The sequence below is a fragment of the Microbulbifer sediminum genome (assembly GCF_021729035.1).
Taxonomy (GTDB): Bacteria; Pseudomonadota; Gammaproteobacteria; order Pseudomonadales; family Cellvibrionaceae; genus Microbulbifer; species Microbulbifer sediminum.
On record NZ_JAJSAP010000002.1, the window covers coordinates 206,121 to 230,806 of the forward strand.

The following is a 24,686-nucleotide window of genomic DNA, read 5'->3' on the forward strand; positions in this document are numbered from 1 at the left end:
CACCGGGCGCTACAGGCTCCCGGCGGAATGGCTGGCCCTGGCCGTTTCCGCGGGCAGTGGCCATACAAACGCCGCTGCCAGCAGGATAAAGCCGACCGAGATCCACAGGCAGGCGTTCAGGCCTGCCACCTGGAATACCCAGCCGGAAAGCACCGTCCCCAATAAGCGGCCCATGGCATTCGCCATATAGTAAAAACCCACATCCAGTGATACGCCGTCCTCGCGGGCATAGCGCACAATCAGGTAACTGTGCAGTGACGAGTTGACGGCAAACAGCGCCCCGAACAACAGGAGTCCCCCCAGCAGGCTGGCCTGGGGCGGCAGCCCTGCCTGCAGCGCTATGGGGATGGCGGCGGTTACAAGCGCCAGTGACAGTGCCCAGCCGGTCGCGGCCCGGTTGGCGGAACCACTGGTTGCGACGGAACCGGTGAACCTGGGGGCGAGTGACTGGATGACGCCGTAGCCTATGATCCAGATGGCCAGGAAGCTACCGATACGCCAGTGGTCCCAGCCGAATTCCATTCCCAGGTAGAGGGGCAGGGCGATAACAAACCAGACATCCCTGGCCCCAAAGAGGAACAACCGCGCAGCTGCCAACAGGTTGATTGCCCGGCTTTTGGAAAAGATATCCCGGAATTTTGCCTTCTGTTTTGCCCGGCCCAGGTCTTTCTTCAGCAGGCAGATACTCAGGAGCCAGACCAGGAACAGTGCCAGAGCCATTGCGCCAATGGCAGCGGTAAAGCCGATTGCACTCAGCAGCAGGGCCCCGAGGAAAAAGCCCAGACCCTTGAGGGCGTTCTTCGAGCCTGTGAGTATTGCCACCCATTTATACAGGGTCCCCTGGGCTTCGCCCGGGACCAGTAACTTGATGGCGCTCTTGGCACTCATCTTGTTGAGGTCCTTGGCAATACCTGAAAGGGCCTGCGCCGCCATTACCCACGGTACGGTCAGCATCGGCGATGGCAGCAGTAGCATGGAAAGCGCCACGACCTGCAGCCCAAGCCCGATATTCATGGTGCGGTTCAGTCCCACACGGGCACCCAGCCAACCTCCCAGCAGATTGGTAACCACACCAAAGAATTCATAGAACAAAAACAGTAGTGCGATCTGCAGCGGCGAATAGCCCAGCTCGTGAAAGTGCAGTACCACGAGCATGCGCAGGGCACCATCAGTAAGGGTGAACGCCCAGTAATTCCCGGTTACTAACAGGTACTGCCTGATTCCCGGTGAAAGGTGCTGAAACATCGACAAGTAGACCTATCTCAATTCGTGCCCGTGAGCGGGGCAGCCTTACTGCCTGGCCCCGACCATGCGTGCCAGTTCCACGGTGCGGTTGGCGTAGCCCCATTCGTTGTCGTACCAGGCATAGAGCTTTACATGGGTACCGTTGACCACCATGGTCGAGAGCGCATCGACGATACTGGACCGCGGATCGGTCCGGTAATCGATGGACACCAGCGGTCTTTCCTCGTAGCCGAGGATACCCTGAAGGGATCCATCAGCAGCTTGCCGGAAAAGGTCATTGACCTCTTCTGCGGTGGTTGCAGTTTCAACTTCAAACACGCAATCAGTCAGGGATGCGTTGGCAAGCGGAACCCGGACTGCGTGTCCGTTCAGCTTGCCCTCCAGCTCCGGAAATATCGCAGTAATCGCAGTGGCGGAGCCCGTGGTAGTGGGAATCAGGCTCATTCCGCAGGCGCGGGCCCGGCGCAGGTCCTTGTGGGGCGCATCGAGGATGGTCTGGGTATTGGTAACATCGTGGATGGTGGTCATGGACCCATGGCGGATGCCGAGGTTCTCGTGCAGTACCTTGACTACCGGTGCCAGGCAGTTGGTGGTGCAGGACGCGGCAGTGACGATTTGGTCCTGTTCCGGGTCAAACAGGTTGTGGTTCACACCCATCACCACATTCAGTACGGCGGCATCCTTTACCGGTGCGCTGACCACAACCCGGGCCACGCCCTGGTCGAGATAGGCCTGCAGCAGGTCTGTGCTGCGCATCTTCCCACTGGCTTCAATCACGAGGTCACAGCCGGACCAGTCGGTGTCACCAATATTCCGGTTATGTGTGCATCTCAGGCTTTTGTTGCCGATAACGATGGCACTTTCGTCGGCATGGGCCTCGTGTCGCCACTGGCCGTGCACGGAATCGAAGTTCAGCAGGTGCGCGAACGTGGCAGCATCGCCGCCGGGATCGTTGACCTGCACAAACTCGAACTCCGGCCAGTCCCATGCGGCGCGGAGGCACAGGCGGCCGATCCGCCCGAGCCCATTGATACCTATCTTGATTGCCATTGCAGAAATCTCCCTGATATGTAGTTTGTCAATTCGGGCACGAAGCCGGCTCAACAGTTGCCAGAACAGCGTTCGGGGCGATTGGCCATGTCCTCAAGTCGTTGTAGAGGTTCACTGAGGAAAGCCTCGTCGCCCGCAAGGGTCTGTTGCAAGACTGCCGCAGCCCACTCCGGCAGTTGCGGCGCAAGCCGGTAAAATACCCATTGCCCCTGACGGCGGTCGCACACAAGGCCGCACTCGCGGAGCTGTGCAAGGTGCCGCGATATTTTTGGCTGGCTCTCGCCCAGGGCCTCCATCAGTTCGCATACACAGAGTTCGCCCTCCCGGGCAATCAGTAGCACGCTGCGCAGGCGGGTGCCATCTGCAAGGCACTTGTAGAATCGCAAAGGGTTCAAGGCCGGGTCCCCGGGGTAATGTTGAATAACTCCGGGCAGTATATATGGAAATCCATATATGTGGCAGTGGGAATGTTTATGCCATACCGGCACACGCCGGGGCATGAAAGTCCCGATGGTGCCGTGCTTGTAGCCCATGGGTGTATCGTGCAGTATAAGAGTAATTATGTGGAGATGGCCGCCTCGTGAAGGGGCAGACAGCAGCTTGCCAGGTGCGGGGAGGGAATTTGCGCGGGCGCCGGATACTCCTTTCATTAATACTCACCGCCATTGTGCTGCCTGCCCGGGCCGAAGAGGTAATTGCGGCCGTGGCTTCCAATTTTGCCGCACCCATGAAGGTGATCGCGGCAGCATTCGAGGAGTCCACCGGACATCGGGTGCGCCTGGCTTTCGGTTCCTCCGGAAAAATCTTCGCCCAGGTCAGCAATGGCGCCCCTTTCGATATTTTCCTCTCGGCCGACCAGGCCAAGCCTCACGCCCTCCTGAATGCCGGCCTGGCCGAGCCCGGTAGTGCATTCACCTATGCCATTGGCCGGCTGGTGCTCTGGTCTCCTGTAACAGGCAGGGTATCCGACGGCCCAGGGGCGCTGCGGGAAGGCGGATATCGCAAACTTGCGCTCGCCAATCCACGCCTGGCCCCTTACGGCGCCGCAGCCGTACAGGTGCTCGGCTCGCTGGAGCTGGTTGAGACGACTCGCAGCCGCTGGGTGCAGGGTGAAAATATTTCCCAGGCGTTCCAGTTTGTCGCCACTGGCAATGCGGAGCTGGGATTTGTTGCTTTATCCCAGGTAATGAAAGAGGGGCGAATCGCGCGGGGCTCCGGTTGGGTGGTGCCCTCCAGTATGCACCGGCCGATCCGCCAGGATGCAGTACTCCTGGAGCAAGGTGCAGAAAACCCGGCCGCCCGCGCCTTGCTCGCTTTCCTGCGCTCGCCCAGGTCTGCGGCCCTGATCGAGTCCCACGGCTACCAGCTACCCGTGAGCGAGGAATAGCCATGGGTTTTTCCGAGGCGGACTGGATTGCCATTGGCCTGACCCTGCGGCTGGCGGTGACGGTGACCATACTGCTGCTATTGCTGGGTACACCCATTGCCTGGTGGCTGGCCCGCACCAGTTCCCGCTGGAAAGGGCCGGTGAGCGCGCTGGTGGCATTGCCCCTGGTGCTACCCCCGTCAGTACTGGGCTTCTACCTGTTGCTCTCCATGGGGCCCGGGGGGCCGATCGGCCAGCTCACCACGTCGCTGGGCTGGGGCACGCTGCCGTTTACCTTCTGGGGCCTGGTGGTGGCATCACTCTTCTATTCGTTGCCGTTTGTGGTGCAACCCATCCAGAACGCGATTGAAGCGATAGGGACGAGGCCACTAGAGGTCGCCGCTACCCTGCGGGCGGGACCCTGGGATCGCCTCTTCACTGTCGTTCTGCCACTGGCCCGGCCAGGGTTTATCAGCGCCGCGATCCTGGGGTTCGCCCACACAGTCGGGGAATTCGGGGTCATCCTGATGATCGGGGGGAATATCCCGGGAGAAACACGGGTCGTTTCTGTTCAAGTCTACGATTACGTGGAAATGATGCAGTATGAACGGGCCCACTGGCTGGCCGGGACCATGCTGCTGTTTTCCTTTGTGGTATTGCTGGCACTGTACGGGTTCCGTCGCCAGCGCCAGGGTACGGTACTGCGCATGGGGGGGTAAATGAGGCCTGGATTCGAGCCAGACGCTGTGTCGGCCAGCGATATTATTACGCGGTTCCAGCTTGCCTATCCCGCCGCTGAGGGGGATCCGGGGTTTTCGCTATCGGTGGATACCAGGCTGCCCGGCAGGGGCATTACCGGTATTTTCGGTCAGTCCGGATCGGGCAAGACCACACTGCTTAGGTGCATCGCCGGACTCCAGCAAAGTGACGCCGGGCAACTCGTTGTGGGCGGGGAAACCTGGCAGGAGAATGGTGTGTTTGTGCCCGCGCACAGGCGCCCGATTGGATATGTATTCCAGGAATCCTCCCTCCTGGATCACCTGAGCGCCAGTGGTAACCTGCAATATGCGCTGCGCAGGGCACGCCCGACGCCACCGGCGCAGCTTTATGATCATGTCGTGGCGCTAATGGCACTCGAGCCATTGCTCGCCCGTTACCCCCACCAGCTGTCCGGAGGGGAGCGCCAGAGGGTCGCCATTGCCCGCGCACTCCTGACCCATCCCCGACTGCTATTGATGGATGAGCCGCTCGCATCACTGGACTCAGGGCGCAAGCACGAGATCCTGCCTTACCTGGAGCGCCTGCGGGAAGAGTTTGCATTGCCGATTCTTTATGTCAGTCACTCACTCGATGAAATCGCCCGCCTGGCGGATCACGTGGTCATGATGAAAGCAGGGCGCCTGGCAGGGGCGGGCAGTCTGGCAGAAGTGCTGGGAGACCTGCACATGCCTCTGGCGCCGGATGATGAACGCTGTGTGGTGCTGGAAGGACGCGTTACTGAATGTGACCCACACTGGAACCTGGCGCGTATTGAAATACCGGGCGGGCACTTGTGGTTGGCCAATCTCAACCTCACGGTCGGGCAGCCGCTGAGGGTGCGCATTTTTGCTCGTGATGTGAGTATTACGCTGCATGCGCACGCTGATAGCAGTATTTTGAACCGGCTACAGGCCTCTGTGGCCGCCATTTCGGCGGAGGAGGGTAAGGCCCTGGCCCTGGTCCAGCTGCGTATCGGCAGTAGTGTGATACTGGCCCGGGTCACCCGGCGTTCACTGGCGGATCTGCGGATCGCGCCAGGAAGCCAGGTCTGGGCCCAGGTAAAGTCAGCCGCGATCGTCAGCTGAGTCACAGCGGCCCCGCTTTACAGCGGATACCGCCAGGCAGCCGGCGGTTTACAGGTTGAACTCGGCCCACACCGGTGCGTGATCCGACGGACGCTCCATTCCCCGAATATCGTAGTCGACACCGGCAGCCACGCATTTTTCTGCCAGTGGCTGGCTGGCAAGAATCAGGTCGATGCGCAGGCCGCGCTTCGGGTCACGATCGAAGCCGCGACTACGGTAGTCGAACCAGCTGAAGATATCGTCAGTATCCGGGTTTCGGCTACGGAAGGTATCAACAAGTCCCCAACCCTGGATTTTCTCGAGCCATTCACGCTCCTCCGGCAGGAAACTGCATTTGCCATCCCGCAGCCAACGCTTACGGTTTGACTCGCCGATACCGATATCCAGGTCGGAGGGGGAGATGTTCATATCGCCGATAACCAATACCGGTGCGTCCGGCTTACAGGTGGTTTGCAGATAATCATCCAGGTCGGCGTAGTATTTGCGCTTGGCCGGAAACTTCACCGGGTGCTCGCGGTTCTCTCCCTGCGGGAAATAACCATTGATCACGGTGAGCGGACTGTCGCCGCCAATATCGAATTTCCCGGCTACCATGCGGCGCTGTGCGTTTTCCTCGTCTTTCGGGAAGCCGTATTCACGATCGATAAAGGGATAGCGGGAGAGCAGGGCGACGCCGTAGTGGGTCTTCTGGCCGAAATAGATCAATTCATAGCCCAGGTCTCGGACCGCGTCCACCGGGAAGTCCTCGTCGGTAACCTTGGTTTCCTGCAGGCCGATAATATCCGGAGCGTGACTGTCCACCAGCGCCTCGAGCTGGTGCAGCCGCGCCCGAATGCTGTTTACATTGAACGAAACGACTTTCATTTATCCCCCATACAAAACAAAAAGGTCGGGCAAAGCCCAACCTGATCAATCGTTAAACAAGTGCAACAGTAACGGCGGACACCGGAAGGTGCCCGCCGCATCGAGTGGTCAGAAATTGGCGACCTGAGGCGGTGCCTTGGCGCTCTTCTCTGTCATACCGATAAAGTCGGACATGATGTAACCAGCCTCGTTGAGGATAGGGTCGTCCTCAAGCTTGATCTCCACGGGACCGCCAATGGCCGCTGTGCTATCGGACTCACTTTCCTCGTAAGCCTCGAAGGATTCATAGGGTTCCAGTCCCTTGGCGGTGCGGCGCCGGTTTTCCATGGTCAGGAGGCGTTCGTTGATATCCTCGCGCTCCTGCTTGCGGGTAAGCTCATTCAGGGAGACAAACTTGCGATCGGCACGCTCGCTCTCAAAGCTGAACTGCTCCCTCAGGTAGATGAAGTCCGGGTCGGCTGCCGTGCGCTCGTTGTGCTTCGTGACCAGCTCCGGCAACACTTCCTTCAGGTTAAAGTACTTGGCGTGCGGTACGGCGTGGATACGATCCCAGGGCAGGGCAGTATCGTAAGCACTCTCGCCGACACTCTCGGCATCGATCAGCTGCGGCATGGCTATGTCCGGTGTCACACCGGCATGCTGGGTGCTGTCGCCCGATACCCGGTAGAACTTGGACTGGGTGATTTTCAACTGGCCTTCCTTCAGGGGAGCCATGGTCTGCACCGTGCCCTTACCAAAAGACTGGTTGCCCACCACAATGCCGCGATTGTAGTCCTGGATGGCACCGGCAAAGATCTCTGAGGCAGAGGCAGACAGGCGGTTGATCAGCACCATCAGTGGCCCCCGGTACATCGCACGTGACCGCGAACGGTTATGGCGCGATATCTGCTCGTTGGCATGGCGAATCTGTACCACCGGTCCCTGGTCGATAAACAGGTCCGTCAGGTTGGTGGCTTCCTGCAGGGAGCCGCCGCCGTTGTTGCGGAGGTCAAGGATGATTCCGTCGACATTCTCCGCCTTCAGTTCGTCAAGCAACCGGGCAACATCGCGCGTAGTGCTCTTGTAGTTGGGGTCGCGACGGCGATATGCCTCGAAATCGATGTAGAAAGTGGGCAGGTTGATCACACCGACCTTGTAATTCTTCTCACCATCGGAGAACTCAAAAATCGCTTTCTTCGCTGCCTGGTCTTCCAGCTTTACCTTGCTGCGCTTGATCAGGATGGTGCGATGGGAGCCGTCCCCGCCAGTGGGAATGGTCTCGAGGCGAACAAAGGTGCCTGCGGAGCCACGAATCAGGTCCACGACGTCGTCCAGGCGCCAGCCGATCACATCGACCAGCTCGCCGTCCTTACCCTGACCGACAGCAACGATTTTGTCATTCGGCTTGATCTTGCCGGTCCGATCGGCCGGACCACCGGCAACCAGGCGTGCGACCTTGGTGTACTCCTCTTCCATCTGCAGTACCGCGCCAATGCCCTCGAGCGACAGGGACATGCTCATATTGAAGTTTTCCAGAGAGCGCGGGGAAAGGTAATTGCTGTGCGGATCATACAGGCGCGTCAGCGAGTTCATGTACAGCTCGAACACATCGTCACTGGTCTGCTGCTTGATGCGCTTCAGCTGCCCCTGGTAGCGGCGTACCAACAGATCCTGGATTTCCTGATCTTCCTTGCCGGTCAGTCGCAGGTTGAGGACGCTGGACTTGAGTCGCTTGCGCCACAGCTCATCGGCCGCACTGATAGATCCGGGCCACTCGGCCTCCTCCCGATCCATGATCAGGGACTCATCGCGTGTGAAGTCGAAAGAGGGCAGGCCCTTGTCGAGCCGGGACAGGATATTGTTCAGGCGATCGGTAACCCGGAGGCGATACCGGTTGTAGATCTCAAAGCCGGCGTCCACCTCACCGGTGCGCAGCTGGTCATCCAGGTCATCCCGCCACTCACGGAATTCCGCGATATCGGACGCCAAAAAATAGCTGCGGGTGGGGTCGAGTGCATCGATGTACTCATCCCAGAGGTCCGCAGACATCTCGTCGCCCACTTTCTGCTTGTTGTAATGCAGCATTTCCAGTTTGCCGACGATCTCACGGGCAGTGCCACCCTGGCCGTCCTGGGGCTCAAGGGTACCGACCTCTTCAGCGTGAAGGGGCGTGAAAGCGGTGAAAGTGAGAATCAGGAGGCCGGAGAACAGGGCTGTGATCCGATTGGTAAGCATAGGGAGTCTCTTTATACGTCCTACTTCAAGGCGCCGCTCAACCCGGCGGGACTGAGCCCCGGGCCTTGGCGACTTATAGCTTAGGACAAGTATAAAGGCTGAAAGCTCCAAAAGGCATGAGTTGCCTCTAATCCGAGGCAGGTGGTGTCGAGAAGGGCTGATTTTAGACATTTTGTTGCGCATTTAGCCGGTCAGACGCGTAAATATACTCAATGTTGGTACTGACGGATTGGAATAATCCGAGATACTGCTTTTTTTTTGAACAGGACCGAACCTTTTGAGGGCCACTGACAGGCACAGGGTTCACCTGGTGACCAGCCAGTCCGGCAGGCTTATAACTTCCTCACCATTTGATCCCCGGATCTGAGTTCCCTTCGGACCGAAACTTGGGCCGGTCATTGGGTCAACGGCCGGATCGCGCACCACCTCTTGGCTGCGAGCCGGCGGAGTGCGGGTTTGCAATTGGGTATTTGAGGCCAGAGCGGGCTTTGCTGTGATGACCAGGAAGGCGCAACAGCACAGCGTGGGCAACATGAATCACTTGTATCTCTTGACACACTGATACAGTTGGTGAGATTTTTCTTAGGTTCCCGACAGCGATTGCTGCAGAAAGTGCTGTCGTAGTTGGGGACATCGCAGAGCAAAGAATGACGAAAAAAGTGTCGGGTTCCCGTATGGAGACCCGGACTCAAAAAAATAAATTGCGCACAGAATAGGCAGGTATGGCCAAGAACACGCAACCCTTGCTTTCCTCCCCGGCCCGTTTGGGCAGCGGACCAGGCTATGTAAACAAGTCACTTTTTCATGGCTTCTTCGTGCGTGTCGGCGATCCACAGCCCGTTACCACAGCCTTTCACAAAGCGCCTTACCACTAATCATGCGGACCTTTTTATCCCCGCTGCCCAGGAGGATCAGTTGATGCGTTATTCCCTGGCGTTGTTTGTGATCCTGGCATTTATCTGGTTGGCCAACTCCGGCCATTACACCGGACTACTTCTCTCTTTTGGCCTGGTTTCCGTGTTCACAGTGGTTGCTATTTCGCAACGCATGGGACTGATAGACCACGAGTCACAGCCAATACACCTTGCTGGTGGCTTGCCGCGCTATTACTGGTGGCTGTTCACGAAGATCGTGCGGAGTAACATCGATGTAGTGCGGCATGTATGGCGGGGGCCATCGACCATCAGTCCGGTAAGCGCCTGGGTCCCCGCAAGACTGCATACCGATATGGGCAAAGTGCTCTATGCCAATTCGATCACCCTGACCCCGGGAACTGTGGCAGTGGATATTGATGGGGAAGAGATCCTTGTGCATGCGCTGACGGCCGAAGGGCTGGAAGACTTGCGCCGGGGGGAGATGGAACGGCAGGTAAGGGACCTGGAGGAATAATGCTCGCTGCAACAATTATTGCCCTGCTGGTGGTAATGGCGCTGGCGCTGGCCCGGGCTCTCTTAGGTCCTACCATTTACGATCGCATCCTGGCCGTTAACGTCTTCGGCACAAAAACCGTGGTCCTGATCGCAGTCATCTGTTTTACGCTGGGCAAGCCGGAATTCCTGGATATCGCCCTGGTTTATGCACTGATCAACTTTGTCAGTGTGGTCGGTGTTTTGCGTTATTTTGAGTTTCGTTCCGGCAATAGCTTCCCTGTAGTTGGCCAGGGTGACTTCAGTGGTGACGAAGGGGGGCAGGCAAATGACTGATCTGGTGGTGAGTGGGCTGAGTGCTGTGCTATTGGCCCTGGGTTGCCTGTTTATGGTTTCAGGGGCCGTCGGCCTGTTGCGATTCCCCGATTTTTATACACGCATGCACGCGGCTGGAGTGACTGACACACTGGCTACTTTCCTGATCATCTGTGCGCTGATGTTGCAGGCCGGCTGGAGTCTTGCGCTCTTCAAGCTCGGCCTCATCCTCCTGTTTATTTTTTTCACCAGTCCCGCTGCCAGCCACGCGCTTGCAAAGGCCGCACAGCACAGCACCCTGCGGCTCGAGCCGGGATCCGGACCTCGCGCTGTTCCGGCGGAGGCTGTCGGGGGACAGGAGACTCAACCCGCGGAACCGGCTCTCGAGGCGGACGCGGCCAATGGAGATCGGGCCTGAGCCCGGGGGAGCCTGATGGACTTACTACTCGATGTCGCGCTGCTGAGCCTCCTGCTTGTAACCGCTGTTGCCATTGCATGGACGCGTGACCTGTTTAGTGCCGCCATGCTGGCGGGTATTTACGGACTGCTTTCCGCCAGCTTCTTCGTGACCATGGGCGCTGTCGACGTGGCCTTCACCGAGGCCGCAGTGGGTGCGGGTATCTCGCCGTTGCTGATCCTGGCCACCCTGGCCCTGTGCGGGCGGAGACAGAAGCCGGACCGAAGTCGAGCGCTGCTGGCTCTCGGGCTGGTGTGCACGGTCGGTGCGCTGTTGGTGGCAGCGACCCTGGATATGCCAGCGTTTGGCGATCCGGATGCGCCGGCACAGACTCATGTGGCACCGCGCTATCTCCAGGAATCCATGGCCGAAATCGGTATTCCCAATGTTGTGACCTCGGTGCTGGCCAGTTACCGCGCCTATGACACCTTTGGCGAGGTGGTGGTCATCTTTACCGCTGGCCTGGGCGTGCTCAGCCTGTTACTGGGCCTTGCCGATACCCGTCGGTCCGCGCCCAGCCTGCAGGCAGTGCCGCGCCAGCACCTTGTTTTTCGTGTGATCGCGAAGATCCTTATCCCACCGATCCTCGTGTACGCTCTCTACGTTCAGTTCCATGGTGAATACGGGCCCGGCGGAGGCTTCCAGGCCGGCGTGATCTTTGCCGTTGGGTTCATTCTCTACGCCCTTGTATTCGGCCTGGATGCCGTGCGCAGGGTTGCCGGTCACGGGCTGGTACAGTTTCTTGCAGCGCTGGGCGTGCTGGTTTATGGGACTGTCGGGGTGCTGGGTATGGCTACGGGCAGGAACTTCCTCGATTACAGCGCACTGGGGAGCGACCCGGTTACCGGCCAGCACATCGGCATCATCGTTATCGAGCTGGGCGTCGGTATAACTGTAGCGGCCGTCATGATGCTGGTCTTTTACCTGTTCTCAGAGCAGCTGCAAGAACGAGGCGATGGGGGAGGGCAGTTAACCTCGGGGAGGGCCGGATAAGGTGCTAGTAACTTCGCTCTACAACTACTGGGTCGTCATTGGACTGATGATGATCGGGCTTTACATGGTTGTTGCCCAGGGCAACCTGATCAAGAAAATCATCGGCCTGAATATTTTCCAGACTTCTGTATTTATCTTTTATATCAGCGTGGGCAAGGTGGATGGCGGGGCAGCTCCGATCCTGTCAGAGGGTGAGGCCGTGTACTCGAATCCCCTGCCTCACGTGCTGATCCTCACAGCCATCGTTGTGGGGATCGCCACCACTTCACTGGCGCTGGCACTGATTATCCGCATCAAGCGGGCCTATGGCTCTGTTGAGGAGCGAGAGATTCAGGCGGAGGAAGCACAGTGCTGAGCCATTTACCGATACTCCAGGTTATCCTGCCCCTGGTTGCTGCGCCTTCATGCATGATGATTCGGCGGGCCAACCTGGTGTGGTTCTTTGCCATGCTGGTCAGCACGGCGGCACTGGTTGTGAGTGTCCTGTTGTTGCAACAGGTGCTTGACACCGGTCCCATCAGTTATCGCCTCGGGGGCTGGGAAGCCCCATGGGGAATCGAATACCGAATAGATCTCCTCAATGCCTGGGTGCTGCTGGTGATCACAGGGCTGGGCACCGCCGTGCTCACTGCTGCGCGAGTGAGTGTACAGCGGGAAATGGATGACCTGCGGCAGACAGTGTTTTACAGCCTTTATCTGCTTTGCTTTGCCGGGCTCCTTGGCATTGTGGCCACTGGCGACGTGTTCAACGTATTTGTGTTCCTGGAGATTTCCTCGCTGGCCACCTATGCGCTCATCGCCCTGGGCCGCGACCGGCGATCGCTGTGGGCGGCGTTCCAATACCTGATTATGGGAACCATTGGTGCCACATTTATCCTGATTGGTATCGGTTTCCTGTATATGATGACCGGTACACTCAACATGGCAGACCTGGCGCAGCGCCTGCCTGAAATCAACAGTTCCAATACCGTACTTGCGGCCTTTGCGTTTATCGTCGTGGGCGTTTGCCTGAAGCTGGCACTGTTTCCCCTCCATATGTGGCTGCCCAACGCCTATGCGTTCGCTCCCTCGATAGTGACCGCCTTCCTTGCGGCGACGGCGACCAAGGTAGCGCTGTATCTGTTGGTACGCTTTATTGTCACCGTGTTCGGCGTGGACTTCTCCCTGACCAGCCTGCCATTGCAGTCCCTGTTCATTGGCCTGGGCCTGATGGGCGTATTTGTGGCCTCGGTTGTGGCCATTTACCAGGTGGATATCAAACGGATGCTGGCCTATTCCAGTGTTGCGCAGGTTGGCTACATGGTAGTGGGGATCGGTATCAGCAGTGTGGTGGCCCTGCAGGCAACACTGTTGCACCTGTTCAACCATGCATTGATGAAGGGTGGACTGTTCCTGGCCCTGGCGGGGCTGGTCTACCGTCTGGGCAGTAGCCGGATCGATGCCTTCAATGGCCTTGGGCGCACCATGCCCTGGACCATGGGGGCGATCGTAGTGGGCGGAATCAGCCTGATCGGGATGCCGCTGACCGTGGGGTTTGTCAGCAAGTGGTACCTGATTACTGCCGCCATTGAGAGCGATATGTGGTTCGTGGCCCTGCTGGTGGTGCTCGGCTCCCTGATTGCTGCGATTTATATCTGGCGCCTGGTCGAGGCGGGATATTTCCGTGAAGCGCCCGTGGCCAGAGCAGCAACCGTTGGGGAAGCCCCGCTGTCCCTGCTGGTTCCCACGTGGATCCTGATCGGTGCGAACATCTACTTTGGTATCGATACCCGCCTGCCGGTTGAAGTTACCGGTGCCGCTGCGCAGTACCTGCTGGGAGGTATCCAATAATGTCTGCTGTCGACCTCCTGCAACTCAGTGTCCTGATTCCTCTGTTGGCGGCGGCTGGAATTGGCCTCACCGGCAAGCACCAGAACCTGCGTGAGAGCGTATCCCTGATTGCCGGCACCCTGTTGTTTGCCTCGGTCTGCAACCTCTACCCGGTGATCATGGCAGGCCAGGTGGTAGAGCTGATGTGGCTTGAGGTGCTCCCCGGGCTGGCGCTGGCATTCCGGGTGGAACCGCTCGGGCTCCTGTTTGCGCTGGTAGCCAGTGGCCTGTGGATCGTCACTACGCTCTATGCCATCGGTTACATGCGCGGTCACGGCGAGCAGAACCAGACCCGGTTCTTCGCTTTTTTTGCCATATCCATCGCCGCCGTCATGGGCATTGCCTTTGCCGAGAACCTGTTCACCCTGTTCGTGTTCTACGAGATCCTGACGCTTTGTACCTATCCGCTGGTCACCCATGCCGGTACCGACAAGGCGCGGGAGGGTGGCCGCGTTTACCTGGGCATCCTGCTGGGCACCTCGGTGGCTTTCTTCCTGGTGGCAATCATCGCCACCTGGTTGCTGGCCGGGACACTGTCTTTCCAGCCGGGGGGTGTTTTCAGCGGGGATACACCGGCTGGGCTGCTGTCGCTACTGCTGGTGCTTTATGTATTCGGTGTGGGCAAGGCGGCGATCATGCCGTTTCATCGCTGGCTGCCGGCGGCCATGGTGGCCCCGACCCCGGTAAGTGCTCTCCTGCACGCGGTTGCGGTGGTAAAAGCGGGTGTCTTTGTACTGCTCAAGGTGTGCCTGCTGATCTTTGGCCTGGAGACCCTGCGTGAGATTCCCGCCACCCAGTGGCTCCTGTACCTGGCGGGTGCATCGATCCTGCTCGCAGCCATTGTGGCAATGCGTCAGGAAAACCTGAAAAAGCGCCTGGCGTACTCCACGGTGAGCCAGCTCGGCTATATCACGCTGGGTGCACTGCTGGCCACCAGCGCCGGTATCACCGGCAGCGCGATGCATATCGTGATGCATGCCTTTGGCAAGATCACCCTGTTTTTCTGCGCCGGCGCCATCCTGGTGGCTGCCCACAAGACCGAGGTAGGGCAGTTGCGCGGCCTGGGCCGACGGATGCCGATTACCATGGGAGCGTTCCTGGTTGCCAGTCTCTGTATTATCGGCATCCCGCCAACCGGCGGCACCTGGAGCAAGTGGTACCTGTTACTGGGTACATTGGAGGCAGGCGAGCTGGGATTAATGGCTCTGCTGATGGTGAGCTCGTTGCTCAGTATCGGCTACCTGTTACCGATCCCATTGCGGGCATTCTTCTCTGACGCGTTGCCGGCCGATACCGGCGACACCAGTGTCGCCGTGCGCGAGGCCCCATGGCCGTCGCTGCTGGCGCTGGGGATTACAGCCACAGGCTGCGTCCTGTTATTGATTTATCCCGACATTATCTATCAGCTGATCAAGGCCGGAATCTGACCCGATGAGCACTGGTGACAAGCAAGACTTTTTCGATAAGCCGGAGAATATCCAGCGAATCCTGCGTACCTTCTACGCGATCTGCGCGCTGCTGGTGCTCGCGGATTTCGTGGTTCACCGTCACACCGAGCACGGTTGGGAAGGGCTGCCCGGGTTCTATCCGCTGTATGGATTCGCTGGCTGTGTGATCCTGGTGATCATTGCCAAGTGGATGCGCAAGTTCCTGATGCGCCCGGAAGACTATTATGATCGGCTGGAGCTCGGCGGCGATGCGCCTTCCGGTGTGAACGTCTCGACTGGTGCAGGTTCCCGGTCGCCGGAGGAAGGAATGAGGGGAGGGCAGGAGCATGTTTGAGATGGCCCCCTTTATTCCCTTTTTCGTCGCTGCACTACTGGCAATGGTCCTGCGTGGCTGGCCGCGCGCACTGGTAATGATTGCTGTGCCCCTGCTGGGGCTGGCCAACCTGTGGATGCTGGGAGCTGGTAGTTTCGGGGCCTATTCGGTGCTCGAGTTTGACCTGTTGCTTTTCCGCGCAGACAAGCTGAGCCTGTTATTCGGCTACCTTTTCCACGTCGCGGCGCTGATTGCGATCATTTACGCACTGCATGTTCGCGATACCCTGCAGCAAGTGGTGAGCCTGCTCTACGCTGGCAGTGCACTGGGTGCCGTGTTCGCCGGTGACCTGCTGACCCTGTTTATTTTCTGGGAGTTGCTGGCGGTCACCTCCGTATTCCTGGTCTGGGCGCGCCGCAACGGCCGCGCCTATATGGCGGGCCTGCGCTATTTCACCCTGCATATTCTCTCGGGGCTGCTGCTACTTGGCGGTATTATTTTCTACGGCCAGGCCCACAGCACTCTCTCTTTCGGGCAGATCGGGTTGGGCGACAACGCCTACAGCTGGATGATCTTCCTGGCCTTCGGTATCAAGTGTGCCTTTCCTTTCTTCCACAACTGGCTCACCGATGCATACCCGGAATCCACCCCGACGGGTACCGTATTCCTGAGTGCATTCACTACCAAGGCGGCGGTCTATGCACTGGCGCGGGCCTATCCGGGCACTGAGCTGCTGGTCTATATCGGTGCGACCATGGCCTGCTTCCCGATCTTCTATGCGGTAATCGAGAATGACCTGCGCCGGGTGCTGGCGTACAGCCTGATCAACCAGCTCGGTTTTATGGTGGTCGGTATCGGTATCGGTACTTCACTGGCCATCAACGGTGCCGTGGCCCATGCGTTTAATGATGTGATATTCAAGGGCCTGCTGTTCATGTCCATGGGCGCAGTCCTGCATGTCACCGGCCGTATCAATGGCTCAGAGCTGGGTGGCCTGTACAAGACCATGCCCAAGACCACTATCCTGTGCATCGTCGGTGCCGCCTCGATCTCTGCCTTCCCGTTGTTCAGTGGTTTTGTCAGCAAGTCGATGGTGATGAGCGCGGCGATCAAGAATGGCTATGACTGGGTGTGGCTGATCCTGTTGTTTGCATCCGCCGGTGTCTTCCACCATGCGGGCATCAAGATCCCGTACTTTGCCTTCTTTGCCCACGACTCCGGTATCCGGGCGCAGGAACCGCCTGCCAACATGCTGGTGGCAATGACGATAGCCGCGGCTCTCTGCCTGGCAATCGGTATATATCCGCAGGCGCTCTACAGCCTGCTGCCCCATGAAATGGCGTATACACCGTACGACGTCACCCATGTGCTGACCCAGCTGCAGCTGCTGTTCTTCTCCGCGCTGGCGTTCGTATGGCTCAACCTGCGGCGCCTTTACCCACCGGAGCTGCCGTCGGTAAACCTGGATGTCGAATGGCTTTACCGCCGGCTGTTCCCGCAGGCTGTGCGCGGCTTCGTAACCGCGGTATTTCGCCTCGACGGGCGCGCCCGCCGCGCTGCCATCGCCGGAGTGGGTAGTCTGATGGATTCCGTTGCCAGCCACCACAAGCCTGACGGCGTGCTGGCGCGCAGCTGGCTGACCGGGAGTATGGTCGCTGGTGTCATACTGCTGCTGGGCGTCTACCTGTTGCTGGGGTTCGCCCTGTAGGTCCGGGGCGGGCTCATCATGCTGAAGAGCCATGCCCCTATTTACTCAGGCTGGAATGGTACGGCGCAGGGCAGGGGAGTGCTGCAGCATTTCGATCATGGCATCCAGGTAGCGCTCGCCGATACAGGCCAGGTCCCGGTCACGGGGCTGCAGCAGCCAGTCCCCCAGGATCCCGACCAGTGACCCATGCAACAGTGGTGCTGCCAGTTCGATATCCAGGTCCCGGGGCAGTTGGCCGCGCTCAACCGCCCAGCTGATCAGCTGGCGGACCCGTTCCTGTCCTTCCTCGGTGCAATCGAGCATACGCTGGCGGATTTCGCCGCTCTCCGTGACCAGCTCGCAGCGGTGGAAGAGAATATCCAGGATCAGTTGCCAGTCCCGGTTACAGGAGACTTCCTGGAACAGCCACAGCCAGCGGGTCCTGAGTACCCCCAGCGGATTGTCCGGTGGTTCACTGCCGGCCTCTTCACACAGTTTCTCACCCGGTAGCTGCACGCGCTCAGCCAGGGCATTGAAGACATCGGCCTTGTTGCGGAAGTGCCCGTAAACTGCGCCCCGGGTGACGCCAGCCAGCTCTGCCACTTCCGTCAGCGACGGACGGGCCAGGCCCTGCTGGTGAAATACCGTGATAGCCGCATCCAGGATGCGTTCCCTTGTCTCCAGTGCGTCTTCTTTCCGCTTCTTGACCAACTCTCTGTCCTCTGGTGGCAACCGTCTATCTATTTACCCGCGGGATCGGTTCATATCCGGGTTAGGATGGCCGGCGTCGCCAAACCGGGCCGTTCCGGGCGCGAAGTGTAATTCATATTCATGCATGAATGAATACTTGCCGGCGCTACCGGCCGGGCGATAGAATGCGCGGCATTCTCGACCATTCATAACTGTCAGACCGTACTTACAGCGCGGTACGCTGGCGTCCACTGGCGAACCCAAGGGTCACTGGAGAGGTATCCATGCAGAAAAGGAATCTGTTGATCGGCATGCTGGCCGGCTTGTCGCTGCTGTCCGCATGCAGCCAGGAGCAGGGCGGGCGGCCACAGATGGCGCCAGAGGTGGCAGTGGTGACGCTGGCACCCGAGTCAGTGACGCTGACCCGTGAGTTACCCGGCCGCACCAACCCGTATAAGGTCGCCGAAGTGCGTCCGCGGGTTAATGGCCTGGTGGAGCAGCAGCTGTTCCGCGAGGGCGGGCTCGTCGAGGCCGAGCAGCCCCTGTACCAGCTGGATGATGCGACCTACCGTGCCGATTACGAAAGTGCCCGCGCAAGCCTGCAAAGCGCCCGCGCGGAGCTTGAGGTTGCCAGGCTTCGTGCCCAGCGGGTCGCCAACCTGGTCAAGACCGGTGCCGTGAGCAAGCAGGACAACGATAGTGCCCAGGCCGATCTCAAGAAGGCTGAGGCGGCAGTCGCCAGCGCGCTGGCGGCGGTGAAGCGCAGCCGTATCCCGGTGGACTATGCCCGGATCAGTGCGCCCATTTCCGGTCGTATCGGCAAGTCATCGGTAACCCAGGGTGCACTGGTTACCGCGAACCAGGCGCAGGCACTGGCTACCATCCAGCAACTGGATCCCATCTACGTGGACGTGAGCCAGTCTACCAGCGAGCTGCTCAACCTGCGGCGCGCGCTGGAAGCGGGGAAAGTGGAAGACACCGCTGACCTGCCGGTAACCATCCTGTTGGAGGACGGCTCCACCTACGAGCACAAGGGCAAGCTCGAGTTTGCCGAAGCCACTGTCGACCCGACCACCGGCAGTGTCCTGCTGCGCGTCGTTGTGCCAAACCCCGAGAATATGCTGTTGCCGGGTATGTATGTGCGCGCGGTGATCGGCCGCGGTATCCGCGATAACGCCATCCTGGTCCCCCAGCAGGGCGTCACCCGCGACCCCAGGGGCAACACCAATGCCATGGTGGTGAACAGTGAGAACACGGTGGAGGTACGCCCGCTGACCGTCAGCCAGACCATTGGCAGCCACTGGCTGGTGGAGGACGGCCTGCAGGCCGGTGACCGGGTCATCGTCGAGGGGCTCCAGAAAATCCGCCCCGGCGTCCAGGTCACCACCGTATCCGCTGAACCTGAACAGCCAGCCCCTGCGGCGGAAAGTGCTGCTGCAGCTGATTCCTGAGGGGGCATACCATGGCATCTTTCTTTATTGACCGCCCCATCTTCGCCTGGGTGATCGCGATTGTCGTGATGCTCGGTGGCGGGCTCGCGGTCAGCAAGCTCGCCGTAGAGCGTTACCCGGATATCGCGCCGCCCACGGTATCCATCAGTGCCAGCTACCCCGGTGCCTCTGCCCGGGTAGTAGAGGAATCGGTGACCCAGGTTATCGAGCAGGGCATGACCGGGCTCGACGGCCTGTTGTATATGTCCGCTACCAGCGAATCCAATGGCCGGGTGAATATTTCGCTGACGTTTGCCAATGGCACGGATCCCGATATCGCCCAGGTACAGGTGCAGAATAAACTGCAGCTGGCCATGCCGCTGTTGCCGGAAGCGGTGCAGCGACAGGGGGTGAATGTTGGCAAGGGGCGCAGCGGCTTCCTGATGGTGGTGGGGTTTGTGTCCGAGGACGGGCGCATGGACCGTGCTGATATCGCAGACTATATCAATGCCAACATTGTCGACGCTATCAGCCGGGTGCCGGGCGTGGGCGGTGTCAGGGTATTCGGTTCCCAGTACGCCATGCGTATCTGGCTGGACCCAAACAAGCTTGAAACTTACAAGCTGGTGCCCAGTGATGTAATCGCCGCGGTCCGGGCCCAAAACCAGCAGGTGGCCGTGGGCAGCCTGGGCGGGACGCCGGCCATCGATGGCCAGCAGCTGAATGCCAATGTGGTGTCCCAGGGACGGCTGGAGACACCTGAACAGTTCCGCGATATTGTTATCCGTTCCAATCCCGACGGCTCGGCACTCAAGCTGGGCGATATCGCGCGGGTCGAGATTGGTGCAGAGAATTACGACTTTATCAGCCGCTTCAATCGCCAGCCGGCCACCGGCCTGGCGGTGAACCTCGCCACCGGCGCCAATGCGCTGGAGACAGCCGATGGGGTGCGGGCGAAGCTCAAGGAGCTGGAGCCTTATTTCCCGGCCGGGATCAAGACCGTGGTGCCGTTTGACTCGACACCGTTTGTCGAGGTGTCCATCAAGGGCGTGATCCAGACGCTGATCGAGGCGGTGATCCTGGTATTCCTGGTGATGTACCTGTTCCTGCAGAACATCCGCGCCACGATTATTCCCACTATTGCCGTGCCGGTCGTACTACTGGGCACTTTCGGCGTGCTGGCGGCGATGGGCTTCTCCATCAATATGCTCACCATGTTTGCCATGGTACTGGCCATCGGCCTGCTGGTGGACGACGCCATTGTGGTGGTGGAAAACGTAGAGCGGGTGATGAGCGAAGAGGGCCTTTCGCCCCGAGAGGCCACTCGCAAGTCGATGAAGCAGATCACCGGGGCGCTGGTGGGTATCGGCGTGGTGCTCTCGGCGGTATTCGTGCCCATGGCATTTATGGAAGGCGCCACCGGGGTAATTTACCGGCAATTCTCGGCCACCATCGTCGCGGCCATGGCACTGTCGGTGCTGGTGGCCATCGTGCTGACACCGGCCCTCTGCGCCACCATGCTCAAGCCCATTGCGAAAGGTGAGGGCCATGCGAAGACGGGTTTCTTCGGCTGGTTCAACCGCAACTTTGAAAGAGGCACCGCTGGCTACCAGCGTGGTGTACGGGGGATCGTGGCGCGGGGCGGTCGCTTTATGTTGCTGTTTGCAGGCCTCGCCGCAGTGATGCTGGTGCTCTTCCTGCGTCTGCCCAGTTCCTTCCTGCCGCAAGAGGACCAGGGTGTGCTGTTTTCCATGGTCAATGCGCCGGTGGGCGCCACCCAGCAGCGCACCATGGAGTCGATCAGGAAAGTCGAGGACTACTATCTCGAGAACGAGCAGGACACGGTTAAATCTGTCTTCAGCGTGCAGGGCTTCAGCTTTGCGGGTAGCGGGCAGAACAATGGTATCGCGTTCATCAATATGCACGACTGGGAAGAGCGTGAGGAGCCGGGTCAGGACGCGGGTTCTGTCGCCATGCGGGCCATGGGCGCGCTGATGCAGATCAAGGACGCCATGGCCTTCGCTTTCTCGCCACCGGCGCTACCGGGCCTCGGCACCTCCGGGGGCTTTGACTTTTACCTGAAGGACAATGCCAACCTGGGACACGAGGCACTCACGCAGGCGCGCAACCAGCTCCTGGGTGCGGCGGCAGAGAGTCCCCTGCTGGCAAATGTGCGTCCTAATGGGCAGAACGATACACCCCAGTTCCGCCTGAATATCGATACCGAGAAGGCAGCCGCGCTGGGCCTGTCGATCAACGAGATCAATACCACCATCGGCACCGCCTGGGGTGGGCGCTACATCGATGACTTTATCGACCGTGGCCGGGTAAAGAAGGTCTACGTGCAGTCGGACGCGCCGTATCGGATGGTGCCGGAGGATTTCAACAAGTGGTCCGTGCGTAACCGGGACGGGGAAATGGTGCCGCTGTCGACCTTTGCCAGCTTTGAGTGGGAGTACGGTTCCCCGCGCCTGGAGCGCTACAACGGCGTGCCAGCGATGCAGATCAACGGCTCCGCTGCACCCGGTGTGAGTTCCGGGGAGGCCATGGCGGAGATGGCACGCCTGGTCGGCGAGCTGCCGGCTGGCATCGGCCTGGAATGGACCGGCCTGTCATACCAGGAGCGGCAGGCAGGCGCCCAGACCCCACTGCTGTATACGCTGTCGCTGCTGATCGTGTTCCTGTGCCTCGCGGCCCTCTATGAGAGCTGGACAGTGCCGACCGCGGTACTGCTGGTCGCTCCGCTGGGTATCCTGGGGGCTGTGCTCGCCAATACGCTGCGCGGTATGGAACGGGATATCTACTTCCAGGTGGCGATGCTCACTACGGTGGGCCTGACCAGCAAGAACGCCATCCTGATCGTGGAGTTCGCCAAGCAAAACCTGGAAGAGGGCATGGAACTGGTCCAGGCCACCATGCGCGCGGTGCGCGATCGCCTGCGCCCGATCCTGATGACCTCGCTGGCCTTCGGCCTGGGGGTACTGCCGCTTGCCATTGCCTCCGGTGCGGGCTCCGGTGCCCAGCAGGCCATCGGCACCGGGGTGCTGGGCGGCATGCTGGTGGGGACATCGCTGGGGATCTTCTTCATTCCCCTGTTCTTTGTGATTGTGCAGCGTCTCTTTGGTCGCTCGCGGAATGCTGAAGAGCTCACAAGTGAATCGGAGGCGCCTGCCCGGGGGAATCTCCGTGAAAGCGCCCCGGCAGATGTGACCTGAGCGCTGGGGCGGCCGTGAAAAAGAAGCAGGTGTATACCGCCTGACTGGAAACGCCGGCAATCGCCGGCGTTTTTTTATGTGCGTTAGAATGCGTGGCAAACAATCGCAACAGGAGACCGGGATGCGCAGGGCTGCACTCGCGACGGCGTTACTCTTCAGCGGGAGCGCCTTTGCCGACGACCAGGGCGGGGATGTTGAAAGCCAGCTTGAGACGCTGGTGGTCACCGGCAGCCCCCTGCACGACAGTCGGGCGGACTACGCCGGCAGTATGGCGGTGTTGGAGGCCGACTCCCTTACGCTGGTGAACCACAGCCATATCCAGCAGAGCCTGGCCCGGGTTCCCGGGGCCAACCTGAGTCGCGGCAACGGGCAGGAATACCTGCCGGCCCTGCGTTCGCCGGTGCTGACCGGCGCCGGAGCGTGCGGCAGTGTGCTGGCCATGCAGGATGGCATCCCGCTGTTCCCCGCCGGCTTTTGTAATATCAATGAGCTGTTTGCCGCCCACAGCGAACAGGCCGAACGGATCGAGGTGATCCGCGGGCCGGCCGGTACCCTGCACGGTGCCGGTGCCATGCATGGTGTGGTCAATGTACTGGGCCCGTCATACGGATCCGCTGATACCGGGCGGGCCAGCCTGGAAGCGGGGCCCAACGATCGCTGGAGATTCACCAGTCGGATTCCCACCGCCACCGGTGCCGGATCGGGTCTGCTTGCCGCCGTCTCGCTGGCCAGTGACGGGGGCTACCGGGCAAGCTCCGGCTACGACCAGCAGAAACTGACCCTGGTGCACCGGAGCGGGCAGTCCACTTCCGAGACCCGTTTCAACGCCACCAATCTTGAGCAGGACACTGCAGGCTATGTAGTAGGGGAGGATGCGTACCGGGACGATGTACTCCGACGCTCTAACCCCAATCCGGAGGCTTTTCGCAATGTGCGTACTGCGCGCCTGTCGCACCGGCTGGAATCAGAGTGGGGGGCGGGCTACAAGCTCGAAATCACCCCGTACGCCCGCTATGGGAAGATGGGCTTCCGGCAGCACTTCCTGCCCGGGCAGCCCCTCGAGGAAACCGCCCACGGCAGTGCGGGCGTGCGGACCAGCCTGACCGTGCCGGTGAACGATTTACTCGGTGTCGCGGCAGGCGTCGACGGGGAAATTACCCACGCCTCCCTGCGCCAGTCACAGTCCGGCATCGCGGCCGGATCCGGGTTCCTGGCGGAAACTGTTCCACCTGGCCGGCATTACGATTATCACGTCAATGCGTTCCTACTCTCGCCCTATGCACTGGCATCCCTGCGACTGACGGAGCGACTGGTACTGGAGGCGGGACTGCGGCTGGAAAAGCTGTCGTACGACTATGACAACCGCATGCTGGCCGGCCGAACCCGAGACGATGGTAGCAGCTGTGGTTTCGGCGGCTGCCGCTACAGCCGTCCCGCGGATCGACGGGATGACTTTGAAAACTGGTCACCGCAGCTGGGGTTGCTTTACAGCTGGAGACCGGCCCATCAGCTGTTCGTAAACCTGGCCCACGGTTTCCGCGCACCGCAGGCGACCGAGCTTTACCAGTTACAGCGGGAGCAGCAAGTGGCCGAGCTGGATTCCGAGGAAGTTCGCAGTGTCGAGCTCGGGCTGCGGGGCGGGGCCGGGGACTTTGATTACGAGGTAGTGGGTTTTGCCATGGAGAAGCGCAACGTGATCTTTCGCGATGCCGACTTCTTTAACCGCTCCGGCGGGACCACTACCCACCGCGGCCTGGAGCTGGCACTGGGTTACCAGTTGGCACCGCAGTGGCTGGTGGATGTGTCAGCGAGCTATGCGGAGCACCGCTACGACGATGAGAGGCTGCTCGACGGAATAGCGCTGCAAGACAAGCTGGTGGACTCCGCGCCGCGCAGTTTTGGTTCCGCCCGTCTCCAATGGCAGCCGGATGCCGCCACGCAGCTCGAACTCGAGTGGTTGCACCAGGGACAGTACTACACAGATCCCCTCAACCTGCATAGCTACCCGGGCCACGACCTGTTGCACGCACGTGCAACTCGACGACTGGGCGAGCGCTGGTCAGTAGGGGTGAGATTGCTCAACCTACTGGATGAGGAATACGCGGAGCGAGCCGATTTCAGTAACTTCAGCGGCGATCGGTATTTCCCCGGTGAATCCCGGGCGCTTTATGCCGAATTATCGCTGCAGCTGTGACCGCACGACGCTGTTCCGGTTCTCGGGGCATTGTCAGTCTCGGCCCGGATACGGGTAATGGCGACAGATTGTAATAATTCCTGGCTGGCTGCGACTCTTGTGCCAATACAAGCAAAGCTTATCGC

Annotated in this window: 21 protein-coding genes; 15 read left to right on the forward strand and 6 right to left on the reverse strand. The window is 60.0% G+C overall.

What is annotated here, in order from left to right; all coding sequences use genetic code 11:
* Nucleotides 1-9: 9 nt before the first annotated feature.
* The 3 genes from arsJ to LVD11_RS03675 are packed head-to-tail and all read right to left on the reverse strand — an operon-like array spanning nt 10 to nt 2,690.
* Nucleotides 10-1,245 (reverse strand): organoarsenical effux MFS transporter ArsJ, encoded by a 1,236-nt coding sequence (gene arsJ, locus LVD11_RS03665; protein ID WP_237056271.1) that lies wholly within the window; start codon nt 1,243-1,245, stop codon nt 10-12.
* Between the two features lie 45 nt (nt 1,246-1,290).
* Complete coding sequence (locus tag LVD11_RS03670) at nt 1,291-2,295, reverse strand: ArsJ-associated glyceraldehyde-3-phosphate dehydrogenase (RefSeq protein ID WP_237056274.1); 1,005 nt, start codon at nt 2,293-2,295, stop codon at nt 1,291-1,293.
* Between the two features lie 50 nt (nt 2,296-2,345).
* Entirely contained in the window at nt 2,346-2,690 is a 345-nt protein-coding gene (locus LVD11_RS03675; RefSeq protein ID WP_237056276.1) for a metalloregulator ArsR/SmtB family transcription factor, read from the reverse strand.
* A gap of 308 nt (nt 2,691-2,998) precedes the next feature.
* Between LVD11_RS03675 and modA the strand changes: the two genes are divergently transcribed.
* From modA to modC, 3 genes are read left to right on the forward strand one after another with little or no spacing between them, the layout of a single operon-like run.
* Nucleotides 2,999-3,682, forward strand: coding sequence for a molybdate ABC transporter substrate-binding protein (gene modA, locus LVD11_RS03680; protein WP_237056278.1), 684 nt, complete (start codon nt 2,999-3,001; stop codon nt 3,680-3,682).
* A gap of 2 nt (nt 3,683-3,684) precedes the next feature.
* The gene (gene modB, locus LVD11_RS03685; RefSeq protein ID WP_237056280.1) at nt 3,685-4,380 is read left to right on the forward strand and encodes a molybdate ABC transporter permease subunit; all 696 of its coding nucleotides are present in this window, start codon (nt 3,685-3,687) and stop codon (nt 4,378-4,380) included.
* Nucleotides 4,381-5,505, forward strand: a complete 1,125-nt coding sequence (modC, locus tag LVD11_RS03690) for a molybdenum ABC transporter ATP-binding protein (protein ID WP_255775306.1) — start codon at nt 4,381-4,383, stop codon at nt 5,503-5,505.
* Between the two features lie 48 nt (nt 5,506-5,553).
* Here the strand turns inward: modC and xthA are convergent, their stop codons facing one another.
* On the reverse strand, nt 5,554-6,369 hold the full coding sequence (xthA, locus tag LVD11_RS03695; protein WP_237056284.1) for an exodeoxyribonuclease III: 816 nt from the start codon (nt 6,367-6,369) through the stop codon (nt 5,554-5,556).
* A gap of 108 nt (nt 6,370-6,477) precedes the next feature.
* Nucleotides 6,478-8,583 (reverse strand): carboxy terminal-processing peptidase, encoded by a 2,106-nt coding sequence (locus LVD11_RS03700; protein ID WP_237056286.1) that lies wholly within the window; start codon nt 8,581-8,583, stop codon nt 6,478-6,480.
* A gap of 918 nt (nt 8,584-9,501) precedes the next feature.
* Between LVD11_RS03700 and LVD11_RS03705 the strand changes: the two genes are divergently transcribed.
* From LVD11_RS03705 to LVD11_RS03745, 9 genes are read left to right on the forward strand one after another with little or no spacing between them, the layout of a single operon-like run.
* Nucleotides 9,502-9,972, forward strand: a complete 471-nt coding sequence (locus LVD11_RS03705; RefSeq protein WP_237057088.1) for a Na+/H+ antiporter subunit E — start codon at nt 9,502-9,504, stop codon at nt 9,970-9,972.
* Nucleotides 9,972-10,286: an MrpF/PhaF family protein gene (locus LVD11_RS03710; RefSeq protein WP_237056288.1), complete on the forward strand. Its 315-nt coding sequence runs from the start codon at nt 9,972-9,974 to the stop codon at nt 10,284-10,286. Before LVD11_RS03705 ends, LVD11_RS03710 begins: the two co-directional genes overlap by 1 nt.
* Nucleotides 10,279-10,683 (forward strand): monovalent cation/H(+) antiporter subunit G, encoded by a 405-nt coding sequence (mnhG, locus tag LVD11_RS03715; RefSeq protein ID WP_237056290.1) that lies wholly within the window; start codon nt 10,279-10,281, stop codon nt 10,681-10,683. Before LVD11_RS03710 ends, mnhG begins: the two co-directional genes overlap by 8 nt.
* Before the next feature lie 15 nt (nt 10,684-10,698).
* Nucleotides 10,699-11,715 carry a DUF4040 domain-containing protein gene (locus LVD11_RS03720; RefSeq protein ID WP_237056292.1) on the forward strand — a complete coding sequence of 339 codons (1,017 nt, stop codon included), beginning with the start codon at nt 10,699-10,701 and terminating at the stop codon, nt 11,713-11,715.
* 1 nt (nt 11,716) lies between these two features.
* Nucleotides 11,717-12,070, forward strand: coding sequence for a cation:proton antiporter subunit C (locus LVD11_RS03725; protein ID WP_237056293.1), 354 nt, complete (start codon nt 11,717-11,719; stop codon nt 12,068-12,070).
* Nucleotides 12,064-13,545 (forward strand): monovalent cation/H+ antiporter subunit D family protein, encoded by a 1,482-nt coding sequence (locus LVD11_RS03730; protein ID WP_237056295.1) that lies wholly within the window; start codon nt 12,064-12,066, stop codon nt 13,543-13,545. Before LVD11_RS03725 ends, LVD11_RS03730 begins: the two co-directional genes overlap by 7 nt.
* Entirely contained in the window at nt 13,545-15,011 is a 1,467-nt protein-coding gene (locus tag LVD11_RS03735) for a proton-conducting transporter transmembrane domain-containing protein (RefSeq protein WP_237056313.1), read from the forward strand. The genes LVD11_RS03730 and LVD11_RS03735 overlap by 1 nt, the downstream gene beginning before the upstream one ends.
* 4 nt (nt 15,012-15,015) lie before the next feature.
* Complete coding sequence (locus tag LVD11_RS03740) at nt 15,016-15,366, forward strand: hypothetical protein (RefSeq protein ID WP_237056321.1); 351 nt, start codon at nt 15,016-15,018, stop codon at nt 15,364-15,366.
* On the forward strand, nt 15,359-17,053 hold the full coding sequence (locus tag LVD11_RS03745) for a Na(+)/H(+) antiporter subunit D (protein WP_237056323.1): 1,695 nt from the start codon (nt 15,359-15,361) through the stop codon (nt 17,051-17,053). The genes LVD11_RS03740 and LVD11_RS03745 overlap by 8 nt, the downstream gene beginning before the upstream one ends.
* Before the next feature lie 45 nt (nt 17,054-17,098).
* Here LVD11_RS03745 and LVD11_RS03750 read toward each other — a convergent pair whose 3' ends face one another.
* Nucleotides 17,099-17,743 (reverse strand): TetR family transcriptional regulator, encoded by a 645-nt coding sequence (locus tag LVD11_RS03750; protein ID WP_237056325.1) that lies wholly within the window; start codon nt 17,741-17,743, stop codon nt 17,099-17,101.
* A 263-nt stretch (nt 17,744-18,006) separates the two neighbouring features.
* Here LVD11_RS03750 and LVD11_RS03755 point away from each other — a divergent pair, with 263 nt between their 5' ends.
* The 3 genes from LVD11_RS03755 (at nt 18,007) to LVD11_RS03765 (ending at nt 24,561) form a co-directional block, all read left to right on the forward strand.
* Nucleotides 18,007-19,173, forward strand: a complete 1,167-nt coding sequence (locus tag LVD11_RS03755) for an efflux RND transporter periplasmic adaptor subunit (RefSeq protein WP_305080655.1) — start codon at nt 18,007-18,009, stop codon at nt 19,171-19,173.
* Between the two features lie 11 nt (nt 19,174-19,184).
* Complete coding sequence (locus tag LVD11_RS03760; protein WP_237056327.1) at nt 19,185-22,367, forward strand: efflux RND transporter permease subunit; 3,183 nt, start codon at nt 19,185-19,187, stop codon at nt 22,365-22,367.
* Between the two features lie 121 nt (nt 22,368-22,488).
* A complete protein-coding gene (locus LVD11_RS03765; RefSeq protein ID WP_237056330.1) occupies nt 22,489-24,561 on the forward strand; it encodes a TonB-dependent receptor in 2,073 nt (690 codons plus the stop codon).
* The last annotated feature ends 125 nt before the right edge of the window (nt 24,562-24,686 follow it).

Excerpts from the sequence above, each read along its gene's own strand:
- arsJ (WP_237056271.1), bottom strand. The coding sequence starts at position 1,245 with ATGTTTCAGCACCTTTCACCGGGAATCAGGCAGTACCTGTTAGTAACC.
- LVD11_RS03670 (WP_237056274.1), bottom strand. The coding sequence starts at position 2,295 with ATGGCAATCAAGATAGGTATCAATGGGCTCGGGCGGATCGGCCGCCTG.
- modB (WP_237056280.1), top strand. The coding sequence starts at position 3,685 with ATGGGTTTTTCCGAGGCGGACTGGATTGCCATTGGCCTGACCCTGCGG.
- modC (WP_255775306.1), top strand. The coding sequence starts at position 4,381 with ATGAGGCCTGGATTCGAGCCAGACGCTGTGTCGGCCAGCGATATTATT.
- xthA (WP_237056284.1), bottom strand. The coding sequence starts at position 6,369 with ATGAAAGTCGTTTCGTTCAATGTAAACAGCATTCGGGCGCGGCTGCAC.
- LVD11_RS03700 (WP_237056286.1), bottom strand. The coding sequence starts at position 8,583 with ATGCTTACCAATCGGATCACAGCCCTGTTCTCCGGCCTCCTGATTCTC.
- LVD11_RS03705 (WP_237057088.1), top strand. The coding sequence starts at position 9,502 with ATGCGTTATTCCCTGGCGTTGTTTGTGATCCTGGCATTTATCTGGTTG.
- LVD11_RS03710 (WP_237056288.1), top strand. The coding sequence starts at position 9,972 with ATGCTCGCTGCAACAATTATTGCCCTGCTGGTGGTAATGGCGCTGGCG.
- mnhG (WP_237056290.1), top strand. The coding sequence starts at position 10,279 with ATGACTGATCTGGTGGTGAGTGGGCTGAGTGCTGTGCTATTGGCCCTG.
- LVD11_RS03720 (WP_237056292.1), top strand. The coding sequence starts at position 10,699 with ATGGACTTACTACTCGATGTCGCGCTGCTGAGCCTCCTGCTTGTAACC.
- LVD11_RS03735 (WP_237056313.1), top strand. The coding sequence starts at position 13,545 with ATGTCTGCTGTCGACCTCCTGCAACTCAGTGTCCTGATTCCTCTGTTG.
- LVD11_RS03740 (WP_237056321.1), top strand. The coding sequence starts at position 15,016 with ATGAGCACTGGTGACAAGCAAGACTTTTTCGATAAGCCGGAGAATATC.
- LVD11_RS03745 (WP_237056323.1), top strand. The coding sequence starts at position 15,359 with ATGTTTGAGATGGCCCCCTTTATTCCCTTTTTCGTCGCTGCACTACTG.
- LVD11_RS03755 (WP_305080655.1), top strand. The coding sequence starts at position 18,007 with ATGCAGAAAAGGAATCTGTTGATCGGCATGCTGGCCGGCTTGTCGCTG.
- LVD11_RS03760 (WP_237056327.1), top strand. The coding sequence starts at position 19,185 with ATGGCATCTTTCTTTATTGACCGCCCCATCTTCGCCTGGGTGATCGCG.
- LVD11_RS03765 (WP_237056330.1), top strand. The coding sequence starts at position 22,489 with ATGCGCAGGGCTGCACTCGCGACGGCGTTACTCTTCAGCGGGAGCGCC.